Raw genomic sequence first — 17,200 nt, 5'->3', positions numbered from 1 at the left:
CAGGACACTGGCTCAGCTAGCTCAGCCAGCTCAGCACCGCTTAAGCAGCTCAGCTCAGCAGCGCCGCGATCAGCGCGATGAACACAGGACTGGTCATCGTCGAGATCAGAATGCCGTCGCGCGCGAACGTAAGCCCCACGTTGTAGCGGGCGGCGTAGTTGTACACGTTCTGCCCGGTCGGCAGCGCGGCGAGCACCACGCATGCGTACAGCACGTTGCCGCGGAATCCCATCATGAAGTACGCCAGCAGGAACGCGATGATCGGCATCACGATGTTCTTGAGTACCGCAACAGTCAGAATCGCCGGAATATCGCCCTTCTGCTGCAGCGGTTTGGTGCCGTGCAGCGACATGCCGAACGCCATCAGAATCATCGGCACCGCGGAATCGCCGATCATCTTGATCGGATCGAAAATGAAATTCGGAATGAACCAGCCGGTCTTCGCGTAGACCGCCGACAAGCCGATGCCGAGCAGCGAGCCGATCAGCAGCGGCTGATGCAGCGGCTGCTTGGCGATCTCCTTGAGCGACACCTTGCCTTTGGTGGTCACGTCGAGCGCGGTCAGTCCGATCGGCGTGAACAGCGCCTGCTGCATCACGAGAATCGGGGCGACGAGCGCACCGTTGCCGAGAATATAGGTGGCGATCGGCAGACCGATGTTGTTCGAGTTGAGATAGAGCGAGTTGAGCGCGCCGATCGTCGCGTCGGCCGCCCCCATGTGGAAGAACATGCGGTTGAGCACAAGGAACACCACGCCGACCAGCATTGCGGAGAGGAACGCCACGATGATCGACGAGTGGAAGATGTCGAAGATCGGCTCCTTGGAGAGGATTGCGAACATCAGGCATGGGCTGGAGACGAAGAAGCTGAAGCGGTTGAGCACCATCTGCGCGGTCGGGCCGCCGATGCGCATGCGCGCGGCGATGTAGCCGGCGGCGATCACGATGCCGATGACGCAGAAGCCTTCCATCGCGCTCAACAAACCCATGATTCTTCCTTCCGTTTGCGGCTGCGAACACCCCCATAGTGCCACAGTGCGTTCGATTCCGTGGTTTCATCTCACGATAGGCGGCGTTTGTTGCGCTGCTGTGGTGGTTGCGTTGCCGCGTTTGCTGCCTGTGTTTGCTGCCATTGTTGATTTCTGATTTCCGGTTGCTTGCGCGGGCGTCGCGTTCGTCGCCTGATGCACGCTAGGATGGTCGCATGACACACGAATTGGCGGCCGCTACGGCCAGGGAATTGGGTTTTGCCGCAGAAGCGACGCGCGAGGACGCGCTTGTGGCGCTGCTGGATCAGATCATGGGCGCGTATTCGGTGAGCGATGACGAGGGTCCGCTCGCCGACGCGATCGAGCGGTATCTGCGCGCATTGCCGCATCTGACCGTGCATCGGCATGGCGATACGGTGGTGGCGAGCACGTCGTTCGGCAGATCGCAGCGGGTGATTCTTGCCGGCCATATCGACACGGTGCCGGTGATCGACAATTTCCCGCCGCGCTGTCTGGAGCCCGGCGATCCGCTGATTCGTGAGGATGTGGCGGCCGCGCATCCCTGCGAACGCGTGCTGTGGGGGCGCGGTGCGACCGATATGAAGGCGTCGGACGCGGTTCTGCTGTATTTGGCGGCCGCGCTGGATGGCGTGCACGTCACGCCGCAGTATGATCTGACGTTCGTGTTCTACGATCACGAGGAGGTCGCCGCCGAGAAGAACGGGCTGCGCAAGGTCGTCGAAGCGCATCCTGATTGGATTTCCGGCGATTTCGCGATCATCGGCGAACCCACCGACTGCGGCATCGAGGGCGGCTGCAACGGTACGATTCGCTTCGACGTGATCACGCATGGCGTGGCCGCGCATTCGGCGCGTGCGTGGATGGGACAGAACGCTATTCACAAGGCCGCCGAAGTGCTGCGCCGGCTCGCCGAATACCAGCCGATCGACGTGCCGGTGGATGGGCTTGTCTACCGCGAGGGCGTCAACGCGACGCTGATTTCCGGCGGCAAGGGCACGAATGTGATTCCCGACGAGTGCCGCGTGCACGTCAACTATCGGTTTGCGCCAGACAAGTCGGTCGCGCAGGCCAAGGCGGCGATGATGGGAGCGGATTGCGGCGCCGAACTGGGCAACGGCGAGCATGTGGCGACCGGCGGCATGTTCGAGGGATTCGGCATCGAGATGAAGGACGAGTCGCCGAGCGCACGGCCCGGCATGGATGCGCCGCTCGCCGTGTCGCTGGCGAAGCTGGTGCATGAGCGTACCGGTCGCGAGCCGGTGGCCAAACTCGGCTGGACCGATGTGGCACGATTCGCGCTGCTGGGCATTCCGGCCGTCAACCTCGGCGCGGGCAGTCCGCTGCTTGCCCACAAACACGACGAGCAGCTTCCTGCCAGCGAACTCACCCTCCTCGCCGACTTACTGGAGCGATGGCTGACGCGTTAGGCGCGAAGCCCGGTGGGCTTCGCGTAGCGTCAGCCCGAGTGAGGCGGTAGCCGAGCGAGGGTGTGTTGGGTCGCGCTGTGGCGCGTCCGTGGTTGCTGGGTTGACGCGTTAGGCGCGAAGCCCGCATGGGCGCGGCACGCCCGGTTTGCGCGAGATTCCGCCATTGTTCATAAACGGCACATTTTTGTGTCATACTTAAAGATGGCGGTTCTGCAAGCCGCCTGGCAATCGATGGCGTCGATCCCCCTGCGCGGCTTTTCCGCAGGGCCGGTGTCCGCCGTCGCAGCAAGGACTTTTTGACCGGTGCTTTGTACGGGCGCAATTGATGCGCGGCCATGGTGAGAGCATGGCGTGACAGCCGTATGGAGCTTGACAGAGGCGACGAGGTTGCAGCGCGTCGCGAGGAGCATCGTGCCCAGATTGAGTAAGAAGGGCTTCGGCGACGCTGAAGCCACGGATAATAGAATCACGCAAACCGCTGGCGAAAACGCCGCTGTTGCGAGCAATACCGCAAATACCGGAGTGGATGCCGGCGCGACTGGCGCCTCCGCTTCGAGTGCAGCTGCTGCTGGTGCGTCGGCCGTGTCATCGCCTACGCCTCGCCGTCGCCGTGGCGGCCGTCGCGTCGTTCGCGGCGCGGGTGCCGCCGGAGCTGCGGTCGAATTGAAGGTGCAGGAGCATATCGCGCCTCTGTTTGAGGAGCCTTCCGTCGTTGTGCCGGGCAATTCCGCCTCCGGTTCCGCGTCTGATGCTGCGTCTGATGCCGCCGCGGCGGGCACCCAGTCGCCGGGTGCTTCTGTCGGCGCATCCCGCGCGTCGCTGAATCGACATGGCGTCGAGTTCAGCGCGGGCGCCGACGATGGTGATGCCGAGTCTGCCGGTCGCACACGTTCGCGTCGCCGCTCTCGAGTCAATGACGATCTGTTTGACGCCGGTGACATGCGCGACGATCGCGACGATCGTTCCTCGTCGCGTCGTCGCCGCACCCGCGATGATGATGCAGACGGGCGTGCCGACGATGCACTGACCGCGTTGTCGTCCGGACGGGCCTCGTCGTCGCTGCGGCCGATGACATCGCTGCTGTTCCAGGAGCCGATTCTGCCGGCGCTTCCTGAGCGTGCCGACGATGATCGTGGCGATCGGGCGGATTCCGGCCGCGATGAGCGTGACTATCGTGGTGATCGCGATGAACGCGAGGAGGGTTCGCGCTCGTCCCGTCGCTCTCGCCGCCGTCGCGCCGTCGCATCCGGCCGTGCGCGCGACAGTCGTGCAACTGACCATGCAACTGACCGTTCCGCTGACGACGACTCCCTGGTCGACCGCGATGATCGTGAGGATCGCGAAGAACGCGATGACCGTGGCGATCGCGGCGGCCGCGATGCCGGCAGCCGTCGCGATGCCGGCACTCGCTCCGACGCAGATGCCGATATTGTAGCGGATGATTCGACGCAGCAGCCGGAGGATGAGCAGCAGAGCGGGCGTTCGCGTCGTTCCCGTCGACTCAACGCGCAGGAACGCCGTGCGGCGGCCGAGGTGGAGCAGATCGAGGAAGACCTTTCCCTCGACGACATCACCTATGCGCCGATCACGGAGGAGGACCTGTCCGAAGGTCCGGTTCGTTCGCGTCGCCGTCGCCGGTCCCGCACCGGCCGCGATGTGCAGGCGGCCGCCGAACTCGACGTGGATGCAACCGCATCCAATGCCGACGATGACGAGGACGCTGCGCAGGACGATCAGATCGAGGAGACGGCATCGAGCCGTCGCCGCGACGAGGATGACGACGATTCGACGGTCACGCGCCGTCGCCGTCGCCGCCGCTCGAAGTCGGGCGAGCTCGCCGTCGAGGAACTTGTGCCGCGCCGTTCGCGCAAGCAGCAGTACATCGACGAGATCACCGACATCGAGGGATCGACCAGACTGGAGGCGAAGAAGCAGCGCCGTCGCGACAATCGACGTGAGCGCTCCCGCCAGTCGCAGCTCATGGAGCAGGATTTCCTCGCCCGCCGCGAGAACGTGGACCGTCTCATGGTGGTCCGTGAGCGCGGTCGCCACACGCAGATCTCCGTCATCGAGGACAACGTGCTGGTCGAGCACTACGTGTCCGACATCCAGGAGGTCGCCACGGTCGGCAACATCTATCTGGGCCGCGTACAGAACGTGCTGCCCAGCATGGAGGCCGCGTTCGTCGACATCGGACAGCCGCGCAACGGCGTGCTGTACGCCGGCGAGGTCAACTGGGATGCGGCTCGTCTGGACGGCCAGCCGCGACGCATCGAACTGGCGTTCAAGTCGGGCGATCCGGTGCTGGTGCAGGTCACCAAGGACCCGATCGGTCACAAGGGAGCGCGTCTGACCAGTCAGATCACGCTTGCCGGTCGCTTCCTGGTGCTGGTGCCGTCGGGCGGCATGACCGGCGTGAGCCGCAAGCTCTCGGATCGCGAACGTTCGCGACTCAAGAACATCGTCTCGAAGATCGCGCCGAAGGACATGGGCGTGATCATCCGCACCGCCGCCGAAGGGGCCTCCGAGGATGCGATCGTCAACGATCTCAACTCGCTGGTCCGCCAGTGGGAGCGCATCTGCGCCAAGCGCGACGAATTCCTGCACGGCAAGCGCGCCAAGCTGCTGCAGGGCGAGCCGGATGTGGCGATTCGCGTGGTGCGCGACATCTTCAACGACGACTTCAGCAAGCTGGTCGTCGAGGGAGACAAGGTCTACGATCGCATCGAGGAGTATCTCGACACGATGGCCCCCGATCTCAAGGAGAAGCTCGTGCGGTGGGACCCGGCCGAGCACGAGGGCAAGGACGTGTTCGACAAGTGGCAGATCGACTCGCAGCTGCGCAAGGGCATGGAGCGGCAGGTGTATCTGCCGTCCGGCGGCTCGATCGTCATCGATCGCACCGAGGCCATGACCACCATCGACGTGAACACGGGCCGGTTCATCGGCCGCGGGCATTCGCTGGAGGAGACGGTCACGCGCTGCAATCTGGAGGCGTCCGAGGAGATCGCCCGACAGCTGCGGCTGCGCGACATCGGTGGCATGGTGATGATCGACTACGTCGATATGGTCATGCCGGCGAACCGTGATCTGGTGCTGCGTCGACTGATCGAATGCCTTGCGCGCGACCGCACCAAGCATCAGGTGGCCGAGGTCACGTCGCTTGGACTGGTGCAGATGACCCGCAAACGCATCGGTCAGGGTCTGGTCGAGGCCTTCTCCGAGGAATGCCCGACCTGCAAGGGCCGCGGGTTCATTCTTCACGACGAGCCGACCGTGAACGCCGACTACGACGATCCGTACGCGCTCAAGGGAGGCGATCCGTTCGTCAAGACCAACAAGCATGGTCGCGGAACGGATGCGGTGCTGTCCGCGCCGGTGCCGCAGGGGTCCAGCGCCGCGGTTCGCGCCAAGCTCGCCCAGATTGCCGCCGCTGCGGTTGCCGCCGGCAATGTGGACGATGATCGCGATGACGATCGCGATGACGATCGCGATGACGAGTGATCGATTCCGTCCTCGGCGTGTCGTGCTTGACACGCCGAGGATTTGACTTGCATTAGTACGGGGGTCGGTGTAAATTTGATAGTCGGTGTCTGACCACAGGCTCTGCGTCAGGCAAGAAGCTTAATAACCATATAGCAAGGATTGAAGCATGTACGCGATTGTGAAGGCCGGTGGCCATCAGGAGAAGGTTGAGGTCGGTGACGTGATTTTCGTCAACCGTCTCGAGGCGCAGAAGGGTGAGACCGTCGAGTTCCCGGTCGCGCTTGTGGTCGATGGTGCCAACGTGACGCTGGCCGCCGCCGATCTGGCGAAGGTGTCCGTCAAGGGCGAAGTCGTTGACGACGAGGCCAAGGGCCCGAAGATCAACATCCAGAAGTTCAAGAACAAGACCGGTGTTGCCCGTCGCAAGGGTCACCGTCAGAAGCTGACCGCCGTCAAGGTCACGGCGATCGCCTGAGTTTTTCCACTCGTAACGGGAACCGAAAGGATTAATCATGGCACATAAGAAGGGTGCATCCAGCTCGCGCAACGGTCGCGATTCACAGCCCCAATACCTCGGTGTGAAGAAGTTCGGCGGCGAGGCTGTCGTGGCCGGCAACATCATCATCCGTCAGCGTGGCACCAAGGTCCACCCCGGCAACAACGTCGGCATGGGCAAGGACCACACGCTGTTCGCGCTCAAGGATGGCAACGTGAAGTTCGGTGTCCGCCGCGATCGCAAGATCGTCGACGTCATCGCCGCCTGAGCGTTTCGTCGGTTTCGCTGAGCAAAACGAACATCGCGAACGTTTTTCTAACCGCACTGTGCGCAATACTGTTGCGTCAGTGCGGTTTTTTGTTGCTTGGATGCATGTATCTTGATTTCGGCTCCTCTTGCGGGACGTTGCCGTTAAGCAAACAGCGGAGCTGTTTGTAGGCAACGTGCGAGCCGACAGGCGAGCCAGCAGGATGCGCGCAGAGCGCGTCCGAAATTGCAGGACGGGCTGTCAGCGGAGCTGACTGGGGGAGAGACAGAAGCTGAACCCCTCAATTATCTGAGAGACGGATCACTGGCGTCAAAAGACGAAAACGGCACCACCTCCCCCTGAGCCATCCCTGAGCTCTAAAATCTTGCGCAAATCCTCTGACCGGTGACGACCGACGCCGGCCGGCGCTTGCGCTGCGCAAGATAATCTCGAAAAGAGTCGCGAGCTCGAGAGGATCTTGTGCTAATGGAGCGATTAGCGCAAGGTTTTCTCGGGATTTGCCCTAGATTCGAGAATCTCTTGCGCTAACGCGCCTCACAGCGCAAGGTTTTCTCGGGATCAGGGTGAAACCGCCAACGCGATGACGGGATTCAGTCGACGTTCTGGGGCTCAGTGCTTGCCAATGGTGTGAGCTTCGTCGCGGCGGTAGGTGTCGATGTCCTTGCCTGTCATGCGTGCAGAATACAGCACGTCATGGGTGCTGGTACGAGTCAGCACCAAGGTCAATCCGTTGCCGTCGATTCGATAAGCAAGCAGCCAGTCGCCTTTGATGTGCAGTTCGCGGAATCCTGTCCACTGGCCGGTCAACGCACGGTCCTTGTATTTGCTGGAGAGCAGATTCTTGTCGTCTGCGACTATGGTGTCCACTGCATCCCATAGTGGAGCCAGTGGAGTGTGCTTCTTGCGAAGTGCCTTGATGTCCTTGTCGAAGATGGTTGTCGCGATGATTTCCTCAATCGCCATAGAAGCTCCTCAGCTCGTCGACGGTGTCGAAGCGACGTCCTTCGCGTGCGAATGCCTGACGACGAGCTTCCATGTTCGCCGTGGTGTCAACGCTGGGAGTGAAGGGCAGCGCCTGATTCCTCACCGTCTGCTTGAGGAACATGTTCAACGCGGTGGACATATCGATGCCCAGAGTGTCGAAGACGCGGGTCGCTGCTTCCTTGGTTTCTGGGTCTGTACGGAAATTGATTCTGGTTTCGGCTGTTGCTGTCATGATTACTCCTTGGTTCTTTTCCCAATGTTATCACAACGGGATAAGACTGGCGCTGGCCCCAGTCCCGCCACGCCCCTTCCTATGCTCCGGGCGCAGAAAAACAGTCCATCAACCCCAATCGGTAGAATAGGAATATTATGAGTGATTTTGTGGATAGAGTGACCGTCCATGTCAAGGGCGGCGACGGCGGCAATGGGTCCGCCGGCATCAAACGTGAGAAATTCAAGCCGCTGGCCGGTCCGAACGGCGGCAATGGCGGCGACGGCGGTTCGGTGATCTTCGTCGCCGACCGCAATGCGAACAGCCTGCTCGACTATCGATTCATGCCGCATCGTTCCGCAGGCAACGGCACAATGGGTCTGGGCGACACCAAGGACGGCTCCAAAGGTGCCGATCTGATTCTCCCGGTTCCCGTCGGCACGGTGATCTTCGCCGCGAGCCGCAAAGCCGGCAAAGCTGACAATGCCGGCAGCGTCGGCAAAAACGCCAATAAAGCCACCGGCAACGGCACCGGCAACGGCGGTCGCGCGTCCGGTGAGCCGCTCGCCGATCTTCGCCACGAAGGCGACCGTTTCGTCGCCGCCGCAGGAGGCTCCGGCGGTCTCGGCAATGCGGCGCTCGCCAATCGCACGCGACGCGCGCCCGGATTCGCGCTTCTCGGCGAGCCGGGCGAGGAGCGCGACGTGGTGCTGGAACTTAAGTCGATCGCCGACGTGGCGCTGGTCGGATTCCCCAGCGCGGGCAAGTCGAGTCTGATTGCCGCGCTCAGCTCCGCGAAGCCGAAGATCGCCGACTACCCGTTCACCACGTTGGTGCCGAATCTCGGCGTGGTGGTGGCGGGTGATCAGCGCTATACGATCGCCGACGTCCCCGGTCTGATTCCGGGTGCATCCCAGGGCAAGGGGTTGGGACTTGAGTTCCTGCGTCACATCGAGCGCACCGAGATCATCGCCCATGTGATCGACTGCGCCACGTTCGAGCCTGACCGCGATCCGGTGGGCGACTATCATGCGCTGGAGCGCGAGCTGGCGGAATACGCCGACAAGCTTGATCTGCCGCTTGGTACCATTCCGATTCCGGAGCGTCCGCGCATCATCGTGCTCAACAAGATCGACGTTCCCGATGCCAGGGAGCTGGCGGATTTCGTGCGTCCCGACTTCGAACGCATGGGACTGAAGGTCTTCGAGATCTCCACCGCTTCGCACGAGGGTCTCAAGGAGCTGAACTTCGCCTTGGCTGCCATGGTCAGCGACATGCGCCAGGAGGTGGCGCGCCGCGAGCAGGCCGAAGAGGAGCGCGTAGTCATCAAGCCGCTGGAACAGCGCGGATTGCGTCGCCGCCGCGGTGCTGCCGGTGCCGCGGATGCGCTCGAATTCACCGTCGAGCGCATCGAGGAGCCGGATGGCGTCTGCTATCAGGTCACCGGCACCAAGCCCGAGCGCTGGGTCATGCAGACCAACTTCGACAACGATGAGGCGGTCGGCTATCTCGCCGATCGTCTGGCCAAACTCGGCGTCGAGGACGAACTGCGTCGGCAGGGAGCGCATCCGGGCGATGAGGTGCGCATTGGTCGCGGCGATCGCGCGGTTGCATTCGACTGGGATCCGACCATCGCGGCCGGCGCGGAGATGCTCGACGGCACCCAACTGGGCGCGCGCGGCAAGGACCTGCGTCTTGAGCCGGATCAGCCGGGTGGCCGCCGCCGCACCAACGCGGAGCGCCGCCGCCAGTATCACGAGATGATGGATGCCAAGACCGCGGTCCGCGAGGCGATGATGGCCGAACGCAAGGCCGGCCACTGGGCCGACCCCGGCATCGACGACGATCGTCACGACGAGAACAGCCTGTTCGGTCGCGGCGAGACAAGCGAGGAGTAGAAGCGGCCGGCGGGCGGCAGCAGGCGCGCAAATGGTCGATTCGGTTCGGCGCATCGTCATATGTGCCAAACTGAAGTCATCGCGTACGCGAACGTGCCTACGGCACTTGCCGAAACGCGCCACGAACCGCGCTCCGCGAGACCGAGTCCGCGCCGCGCAACATGTCGGCAATACGTCGAAAGGACGGTCATGGCTGCCGCTGAAACTGAGGAAACCTGGCAAACCGAGGAAATCAGGGAAACCGGGGATGCTCACACCAAGTCCGCCCAAGCTGAGGCTGCTCAACCCGAGGCTGCCCAAGCCGCTCAATCCAAGCCCGCTGCCGCCTCGCTCACGGCCTCCCTCGCCGCCTCGCTCACCGAAACCGATGTGCGTCGCGCCGTAGCCGGGGCGCGAACCGTCGTCGTCAAGGTGGGGTCGAGCTCGCTGACCAAGCCATCCGGCCACCTTGACGGCGGGCGATTGGATGCGCTGGTGAGCGCGCTGGCCACCGCTGCCGGCGAGGGTGCGCGCGTGGTGCTTGTCTCCTCCGGTGCGATCGCCGCCGGATTCGGCCCGCTCGGATTCGACGCGCGCCCGCTCGACGTCGCCACGCAGCAGGCGGCCGCGTCGGTCGGACAGGGGCTGCTGATGGCACGCTACGAATCGTCGTTCGCTCGGTTCGGCGTGCGCGTCGGCCAGATCCTCATCACCGCCGAGGACACGATTCGCGCGGCGCAATACCGCAACGTGCAGCGCACGCTCGGTCGGCTGCTGGATCTCGGCGTGGTGCCGATCGTCAACGAGAACGATTCGCTTGCAAGCAACGAGATCCGCTTCGGCGACAACGACCGGCTGTCGGCGCTGGTCGCGAACATCGTGCGGGCGGATGCGTTGGTATTGCTGACCGATGTGGATGCGCTGTACACGGCGCCTCCTTCGCAGCCTGGAGCGCGCCGCGTCGGCTTTGTGCCCGATGTGGTCGCCGCACTGGGCGATGTCACGGTGACCGGTCCGACATCCGGCGTGGGCACGGGCGGCATGGTGACCAAGCTGGAAGCGGCTCGCGTCGCCGCCGTGTCGGGCATTCCCACGGTGCTGACCAGTGCGGTCAACGCGGGGCCGGCGCTGATGGGCGATCCGGTCGGCACGGCGTTCGCGCCGGTCAAGCATCGCGGCTCGTCGCGTCGGTTGTGGATCGGATTCGCTGCGGCACCGCGCGGCACGCTGGTTGCCGACGAAGGCGCCGCACGTGCCGTTCGAGGTGGCCGCGCGAGTCTGCTGGCTGCTGGTGTGGTCGAGGTGCGCGGCGAGTTCTCGGCGGGCGATCCCGTGTGGATTGACGACGAGTCGGGCGCGCATGTCGCGCGAGGGCTTTCGGGGTTTGATTCCGAGGAGATTCCGCAGATGCTGGGGCGCACGAGCGCGCAGCTGCGGCGGTTCCTCGGCGAGGAATACGCGCATCCGCTGGTGCATCGCGACAATCTCGTGCTGGTGTGACCGGTTGGGTCCGGTCCGAGGTTGTCTGCAGAGGCTCATCTTGGGGCGTTGACTGGCTATCTCGAAACTGAGAGGCTGTTTTGGGCTTCTGCGGTAGTCTATCTCCAAACTGAGAGGCTATCGGGAGGCGAGACCGTTCCTAGAACAAGCCGTTTTCCCACTTATTTCGTGAAAGGCTCCGCCTTCGTCAGCCTCTCAGTTTCGAGATAGACTGCCGTAACTCCTCAAATCAGCCTCTCAGTTTCGAGATAGCAACGCAGTGGACGGCAAACGCGACAAATTGGTAGAGCATCTTCAGGTTTTCGCGTGTCGCGGCTATCGTAGATTGCATGACTATGGCTGAATGGCAGACTCTCTCCGACCGTATCAACAACGTGACGCCGAGCGCTACGCTTGCCGTCGATTCCAAGGCCAAGGCGATGAAGGCTGCCGGGCTGGACGTGATCGGGTTCGGCGCCGGGGAGCCGAACTTCCCGACCCCGGACTACGTGGTGGAGGCTGCCGTCGCCGCATGCCGCGATCCGCGCAACTACAAGTACACGCCGACGCCGGGCCTTCCCGAATTGCGCCAGGCCATCGCCGACAAGACGCTGCGGGACTCCGGCTATGAGGTCGAGCCCGATCAGGTCGTCGTCACCAACGGCGGCAAGCAGGCGGTGTATTCGACGTTCCAGGTGCTGCTCAACCCCGGTGACGAGGTGATCATCCCCACGCCGTACTGGACCAGCTACCCGGAGGCGGTCAAGCTTGCCGATGGCGTGCCCGTCACCGTGTTCGCGGGCGGCGATCGCGGATTCGAGCCGGATCTGGACGCTCTGGAGGCGGCGCGCACCGAACGGACCAAGGCGATCATCGTCAACTCGCCGAACAATCCGACCGGAGCGGTCTGGTCGACCGATACGATCGTGCGCATTGCGCGGTGGGCGATCGAACATCACATCTGGATCATTTCCGACGAGATCTACGAGCATCTCAACTATGACGATGCGAAGACCACGTATATCGGTGCCGCCGTGCCCGAATGCCGCGACCAGCTCGTCGTGCTCAACGGCGTGGCCAAGACGTACGCGATGCCCGGCTGGCGCGTCGGCTGGCTGATCGCTCCGCTACCGGTCGCCAAGGCCGCCGCCAAGCTTCAGGGGCACATGACCTCCAATGTGGCGAACGTGTCGCAGCGGGCCGCGCTTGCCGCGGTCTCCGGTTCGCTGGATGCCGTGCATGCGATGCGTGCCGCGTTCGATGTGCGCAGGCGGGCGATCGTCGCCGCGCTGAACGACATCGACGGCGTGGTGTGTCCGACGCCGACCGGTGCATTCTATGCGTTCGCCGATGTGACCGGTCTGCTCGGCGTGCCGCTGGGGGAGAAGGGCACGGTGTGCGCAAGTTCGTCCGAACTTGCCGCCGCGCTGCTGGATGAGGCGCATGTGGCCGCAGTGCCCGGCGAGGCGTTCGGCGCGCCCGGCTACCTGCGATTCTCCTACGCTCTCGCCGACGACCAGCTCGCCGAAGGCATCCATCGCTTCGGAGTGTGGCGCGGTTGAGACATGCCGTAGGTTCGTTGGAATGCCGTGGTTTTTGCCTTCGCTGCCGCGAGCCGATTGGACGAAATCGCCGGGAGCGGCTAATATGGCCTCTTGGCGGTTTTGCTAGGCTGTCGTTTCGTCTTACGGGGCGGGTAGCATTGGCAAAGTTCACCTAGGGAAGTGGCGCAATTGGTAGCGCAACGGTCTCCAAAACCGTAGGTTGTGGGTTCGAGTCCCGCCTTCCCTGCCAAGTATCTGTAGCGGCAGTTAGCGTAAGGATGGATATGGCGAAGGCAGGCAAGTCCGAGAAGGCAGTGAAACCGAATGTCTTCATGCGCATCGGCATGTTTATCAAGCAGATCATCGATGAGCTTCGCAAGGTCGTGACGCCGACCGCCAAGGAGCTGTTTGCATGGTCCCTTGCCGTGTTCATCTTCGTGCTGCTGCTCATGGCTCTGGTCACGGGCATGGACTTCGGTCTCGGCAAGCTCGTGCTCTGGGTGTTCGGCTGATTCTAACCAACCCAAAGGTGAAATAACGCATGAATGATGAAGTGAATCTCGAGAATCTCGACGCGCTGCCCGACGTGCCGCAGTCCGAAGGAGACGCAGACATTCAGCCTGAACCGGAAGTGAATCTTGACGCGCTTCCGGTTTCTGATGATTCTAAGGATGATGAGCCGCTGGTCATGCCGGCTGTGGCTGATGATGAAGCCGGCGATGCGGAATCCACCACTATCGAGGATGCGCAGAGCGCGCACGATGCCGCAGCTGCCGATGCGGTTGCTTCGCTTGACGCTGTCGCTGATTCTGCTGATGACGCGCACGATGCCGCTTCAGATGTGGCGGATGAATCACATGCTGATGCGGGCGATTCGGATGAATCTGCCGATGGCGAGGGTTCCGACGAGCAGGCCGATGAGGAGGAGGACGCCGGCGCGAAGGCGGTCGCCGAGTTTTCCAAGTCGCTGCGCTCGCTTGAGGGCAAGTGGTACGTCGTTCACACGTATTCCGGCTACGAGAAGCGCGTGAAGACGAACGTCGAATCGCGTATCCAGTCCTTTGGTCTCGAAGACAAGATCTTCCAGATCGAAGTGCCGATGGAGGAAGTCGAGAAGCACACCGACAAAGGCAAGAAGATCGTTACGCGCGTGCGCGTTCCCGGCTATGTGCTGATCCGCATGTGGCCCGATGAGGACGCCCGCCGCATCGTGCGTGAGACCGAGGGCGTGACCGGTTTCGTCGGTCCCACCAAGGACCCTGCTCCGCTGTCGCGCAAGGAGGTCGTCTCGATGATGGCCCCGATGATCGCGTCCGAAGCACTCAAGAAGGCCGGCGACAAGCCCGCCGCCGCCAAGAAGCGTGCCGTGGAGGTCTCCTACGCGGTCGGCGATCAGGTCACCGTCACCGACGGTCCGTTCACCACGATGGCCGCTGTCGTTTCCGACGTCGAGCCGACCACGCAGAAGCTCACCGTACTCGTGTCCATCTTCGGCCGCGACACGCCGGTCGAGCTTGGCTTCGATCAGGTCGAGAAGCTTCAGTAGCGAGCTTTGCTCTGCTCCGCTCAATCGCGGAATGCTCAGTCCCGGAATCGTCATTGCGAAATGATGATTCCGGGATTTGTGTTTTGTACAGCGAATTCTCGGTTACGTAGACGCGGTCGCGCTGTTGTGCGGTTACCAGGTCGCGTGGGCACATCGCGTGGTCGCTCGGTACTCACCGCTCCCCGTGATCGAATGCGACGCGTGGTTGAGTCGCGCTTTCGCCCGCGCGTGGATCGTTGTCGGACAGCCGCCGGTGTGTGGACATGTCACGCGCAACGTAGTGATGCACGGTAAAGTAGGGAATGCGACAGATTTGTTCGTTTCGCCTAGGCGGATTGCCTAGGGGGGAAAAAATACAGGCTGGAGCATGGCCCAATCACACGCTGCGTACACGATGTGTGCACTGGTCATCCCCAGTCGGTCGCGTATAACGGAGCCGTGCGTCGGACGCATTGATATTGCGAATGTCATGTATTGGTCATCTGCGATACCGATCGCCGATATCGATCATGATGTCGGGCGCCGATGAGCCGGCCAGTCAGTGAAAGGGAACGAAATGACCAATCCCAACGTGCCCGGTGTGCCGGGTATTCCGCAGCCGCCGCAAGCCGCCCCGGCTCCGCAGGTGCCGCCGGTGCAGCAGGTGCCTCAGTATGCGCCGCAGTCGGTTCAGCCGCAGCCCAGTCCGGCTACCCCGGCACCGCAACCGGCAGCACCGCAGCCCGCTGCGCCTCAGCAGCAACCGGCAGCGAGCTTCAACGGCCAGCAGGCCGCTCAGTCAGCGCAGGCGGTTGCGCGTCAGGCCGCCACTTCGGTCGACGGATTTGCACAGAAGATGGCTACCCAGCATGTCGAGATCGCTGGTCGCAAGTTCGACATGGTCACGGTCATCACGTACGCGGGCGTGGTGCTGACGTTCCTGGCGATGTTCCTCCCACTTGTGCAGGCTTCTGGATCGGTCGCCGGCATCGGCGGAGCCAGCACGGGCGTCAGCTTGTTCCAGGCGCCTGTTCTTCCTTGGCTGGTCATCATCATGTTGGTGATGATCGTGCTGTTCACTGTGTTTCGCAAGTATCTTGGAGGCCTGATCGTCGGCATCATCATGACGCTGCTGTTCCTGTGGTGGCTCATCGGCGGCACGCAGGCATCCCGCTCCGCCAGCGCATTCGGTGGACTGGTTTCCGGTAATGTGTCTGTGGGATTTGGTGCATGGCTGCTGTTCATCGGCTCTGCTGTGATGACCGTTGGATCGTTGCTCGCGATCCTCAATCGCCGTCGTGCCGCGAAGTCTGGCACAGCCGGTACGACGAATGCAGCGGCGGTCTCCGCTCCGGTGGCGACCCAGTCCTATCCGCAGACAGCGGCTCCTACCGCCGCCTCCGCGGCACCGGCTGCGGCGCCGAGCGCAGCATCCACCGTTCCCGCTGCGCCGCAGCAGCCGTCCGCTCCGTCGTTGCCACCGATGCCGCAGCCCCCGGCACGGCAGTGATATCAATGATTCGCTTGTGATGCGATTCGGCCGCGCTTCGCCTGTGCAGCCAAGCGGGCGCGGCCTTTCCATGTGCACGCATATCGCAATGGCCGCCATGCGCGCTCCCAATATCCGTGCATGATACGGGCGTGTGAAGCCATGCTGTGCTAGGCTGAAGTTGGTTGGGTGTATGGCCCATCAGATGAAGAGAAGGCAACTATCATGACAGACCCGAACAATAGCGTTCCAGGCAATCAGTACGGCGCTCCCGCGACGCCAGACATTCCTGCGGTGCCGTCCGCTCCGGCAGTTCCGACCGCACCCACTGTGCCGGCTGCTCCTGAGGTTCCGCAGCAGCCGACCGACGCCGGCCAGCCGCAGTATGCAGCGCCGCAGTTCGCCGCACAGCCGGCTCCGCAGGTGCCGCCGCAGCAGCCTCCCTTCGGCGCCGCCCCCGCGGGTGCTCCGGCGGGTGCTCCGGCGCCGCAGTTCAACGCCGCCAACGCGATGAACCAGCTCGGCAACGTCAGCGACAAGCTCAGCGGTACGACCGTCAACGTCGGCAGCTACAAGTTCGACATGATCTCGATCATTACGTTCATCGGCGCGATCCTTACGGTGATCGCGACGCTGGTGCCGTTCGTGTCCATCAACCTTTCTGTTATGGGACAGACGCTCAATGAGAGCCAGTCGCTGATCAAGGGCGGCGATGGATGGTTCTTCATCCTGTTCGCCGTCGCCGCTGTGGTGCTGACCATCGTGCGCCAGCATCTTGCCGCGCTTATCGTTTCGGTTCTCGATCTGGGCTTGGGCATCTTCGAAATGATGGATGCCGGCAAGAAGATCGATGAGGCCGTCGGCCAGCTCGCTGGCTACGGACTCGGCGACGAGTTCCGCAACGCCGTCAGCTACGGTGCCGGTCCTTGGCTGGTGTTCCTCGGTGCCGCTGCGATGATCGTCGGCACTGGTCTGGCGTTCTTCAACATGACTCGCGCCAAGAAGGGCGCGGCTCCTGCGGTTCCGGTCGCTCCTCAGTTTGGTGCTCCCGCCCCGGCGTTTGGTGCTCCGGCTCCGGCGGCTGGTGCTCCGGCTGCTGCCCCGGCGCCGTTTGGTGCTCCGTCGGCTCCGGCTGATCCGTTTGCGGCTCCGGCACCCGTGTCGGCTCCGTCCGATCCGTTCCAGCAGCAGCCCGCCGCTCCGGCTGCTGCCGACGATGAGGATGAGTTTGGTGCGACGGTGCTGTCCACTTCCACGCCGCAGCAGCCGACGACTCCGCCGACGCTGCCGCAGCAGCACTGATGCATGGATGACATGGATGCCGTGGCTGATGCATGATTGATGCGTGGCAGATGCGCGGCTGACTGTGCATAATCGGACTGTGCATAATCGGATATCGACGACC

At 63.1% G+C, this 17,200-nt stretch carries 14 protein-coding genes and 1 tRNA gene; 12 read left to right on the top strand and 3 right to left on the bottom strand.

Annotated elements, in window-relative coordinates; all coding sequences use genetic code 11:
* Positions 1-49 precede the first annotated feature (49 nt).
* Positions 50-988 (bottom strand): AEC family transporter, encoded by a 939-nt coding sequence (locus EHS19_RS05690; RefSeq protein WP_421745325.1) that lies wholly within the window; start codon positions 986-988, stop codon positions 50-52.
* Positions 989-1,203: 215 nt separating this feature from the next.
* On the opposite strand from EHS19_RS05690, the gene dapE reads away from it, so the two are divergent.
* The 4 genes from dapE (at position 1,204) to rpmA (ending at position 6,686) form a co-directional block, all read left to right on the top strand.
* A complete protein-coding gene (gene dapE, locus EHS19_RS05685; protein ID WP_151916813.1) occupies positions 1,204-2,436 on the top strand; it encodes a succinyl-diaminopimelate desuccinylase in 1,233 nt (410 codons plus the stop codon).
* A 420-nt stretch (positions 2,437-2,856) separates the two neighbouring features.
* Positions 2,857-5,940 carry an Rne/Rng family ribonuclease gene (locus EHS19_RS05680; protein ID WP_421745330.1) on the top strand — a complete coding sequence of 1,028 codons (3,084 nt, stop codon included), beginning with the start codon at positions 2,857-2,859 and terminating at the stop codon, positions 5,938-5,940.
* 148 nt (positions 5,941-6,088) lie between these two features.
* On the top strand, positions 6,089-6,397 hold the full coding sequence (gene rplU, locus EHS19_RS05675) for a 50S ribosomal protein L21 (RefSeq protein ID WP_151916812.1): 309 nt from the start codon (positions 6,089-6,091) through the stop codon (positions 6,395-6,397).
* A gap of 37 nt (positions 6,398-6,434) precedes the next feature.
* Positions 6,435-6,686 (top strand): 50S ribosomal protein L27, encoded by a 252-nt coding sequence (rpmA, locus tag EHS19_RS05670; protein ID WP_151916811.1) that lies wholly within the window; start codon positions 6,435-6,437, stop codon positions 6,684-6,686.
* A gap of 609 nt (positions 6,687-7,295) precedes the next feature.
* Here the strand turns inward: rpmA and EHS19_RS05665 are convergent.
* Complete coding sequence (locus tag EHS19_RS05665; protein WP_151916810.1) at positions 7,296-7,649, bottom strand: type II toxin-antitoxin system YafQ family toxin; 354 nt, start codon at positions 7,647-7,649, stop codon at positions 7,296-7,298.
* Positions 7,639-7,902: a type II toxin-antitoxin system RelB/DinJ family antitoxin gene (locus tag EHS19_RS05660; protein WP_044090646.1), complete on the bottom strand. Its 264-nt coding sequence runs from the start codon at positions 7,900-7,902 to the stop codon at positions 7,639-7,641. Before EHS19_RS05660 ends, EHS19_RS05665 begins: the two co-directional genes overlap by 11 nt.
* 137 nt (positions 7,903-8,039) lie before the next feature.
* Here EHS19_RS05660 and obgE point away from each other — a divergent pair, with 137 nt between their 5' ends.
* From obgE to EHS19_RS05620, 8 genes are all read left to right on the top strand, one after another.
* Entirely contained in the window at positions 8,040-9,779 is a 1,740-nt protein-coding gene (gene obgE / locus EHS19_RS05655) for a GTPase ObgE (RefSeq protein ID WP_151916809.1), read from the top strand.
* 189 nt (positions 9,780-9,968) lie between these two features.
* Entirely contained in the window at positions 9,969-11,258 is a 1,290-nt protein-coding gene (proB, locus tag EHS19_RS05650) for a glutamate 5-kinase (protein WP_151916808.1), read from the top strand.
* A 335-nt stretch (positions 11,259-11,593) separates the two neighbouring features.
* Positions 11,594-12,799 (top strand): pyridoxal phosphate-dependent aminotransferase, encoded by a 1,206-nt coding sequence (locus EHS19_RS05645; protein WP_151916807.1) that lies wholly within the window; start codon positions 11,594-11,596, stop codon positions 12,797-12,799.
* 156 nt (positions 12,800-12,955) lie between these two features.
* A tRNA-Trp gene (locus EHS19_RS05640) sits at positions 12,956-13,031 on the top strand.
* A 34-nt stretch (positions 13,032-13,065) separates the two neighbouring features.
* Positions 13,066-13,293, top strand: coding sequence for a preprotein translocase subunit SecE (gene secE, locus EHS19_RS05635; protein ID WP_151916806.1), 228 nt, complete (start codon positions 13,066-13,068; stop codon positions 13,291-13,293).
* Between the two features lie 29 nt (positions 13,294-13,322).
* On the top strand, positions 13,323-14,327 hold the full coding sequence (nusG, locus tag EHS19_RS05630; protein ID WP_421745320.1) for a transcription termination/antitermination protein NusG: 1,005 nt from the start codon (positions 13,323-13,325) through the stop codon (positions 14,325-14,327).
* Between the two features lie 556 nt (positions 14,328-14,883).
* Complete coding sequence (locus tag EHS19_RS05625) at positions 14,884-15,816, top strand: hypothetical protein (RefSeq protein WP_151916805.1); 933 nt, start codon at positions 14,884-14,886, stop codon at positions 15,814-15,816.
* 204 nt (positions 15,817-16,020) lie between these two features.
* Entirely contained in the window at positions 16,021-17,097 is a 1,077-nt protein-coding gene (locus EHS19_RS05620; RefSeq protein WP_151916804.1) for an ABC transporter permease, read from the top strand.
* The last annotated feature ends 103 nt before the right edge of the window (positions 17,098-17,200 follow it).

It is taken from the genome of Bifidobacterium jacchi (assembly GCF_009078285.1).
Taxonomy (GTDB): Bacteria; Actinomycetota; Actinomycetes; order Actinomycetales; family Bifidobacteriaceae; genus Bifidobacterium; species Bifidobacterium jacchi.
This window is presented reverse-complemented; position numbering and strand designations above follow the sequence as displayed.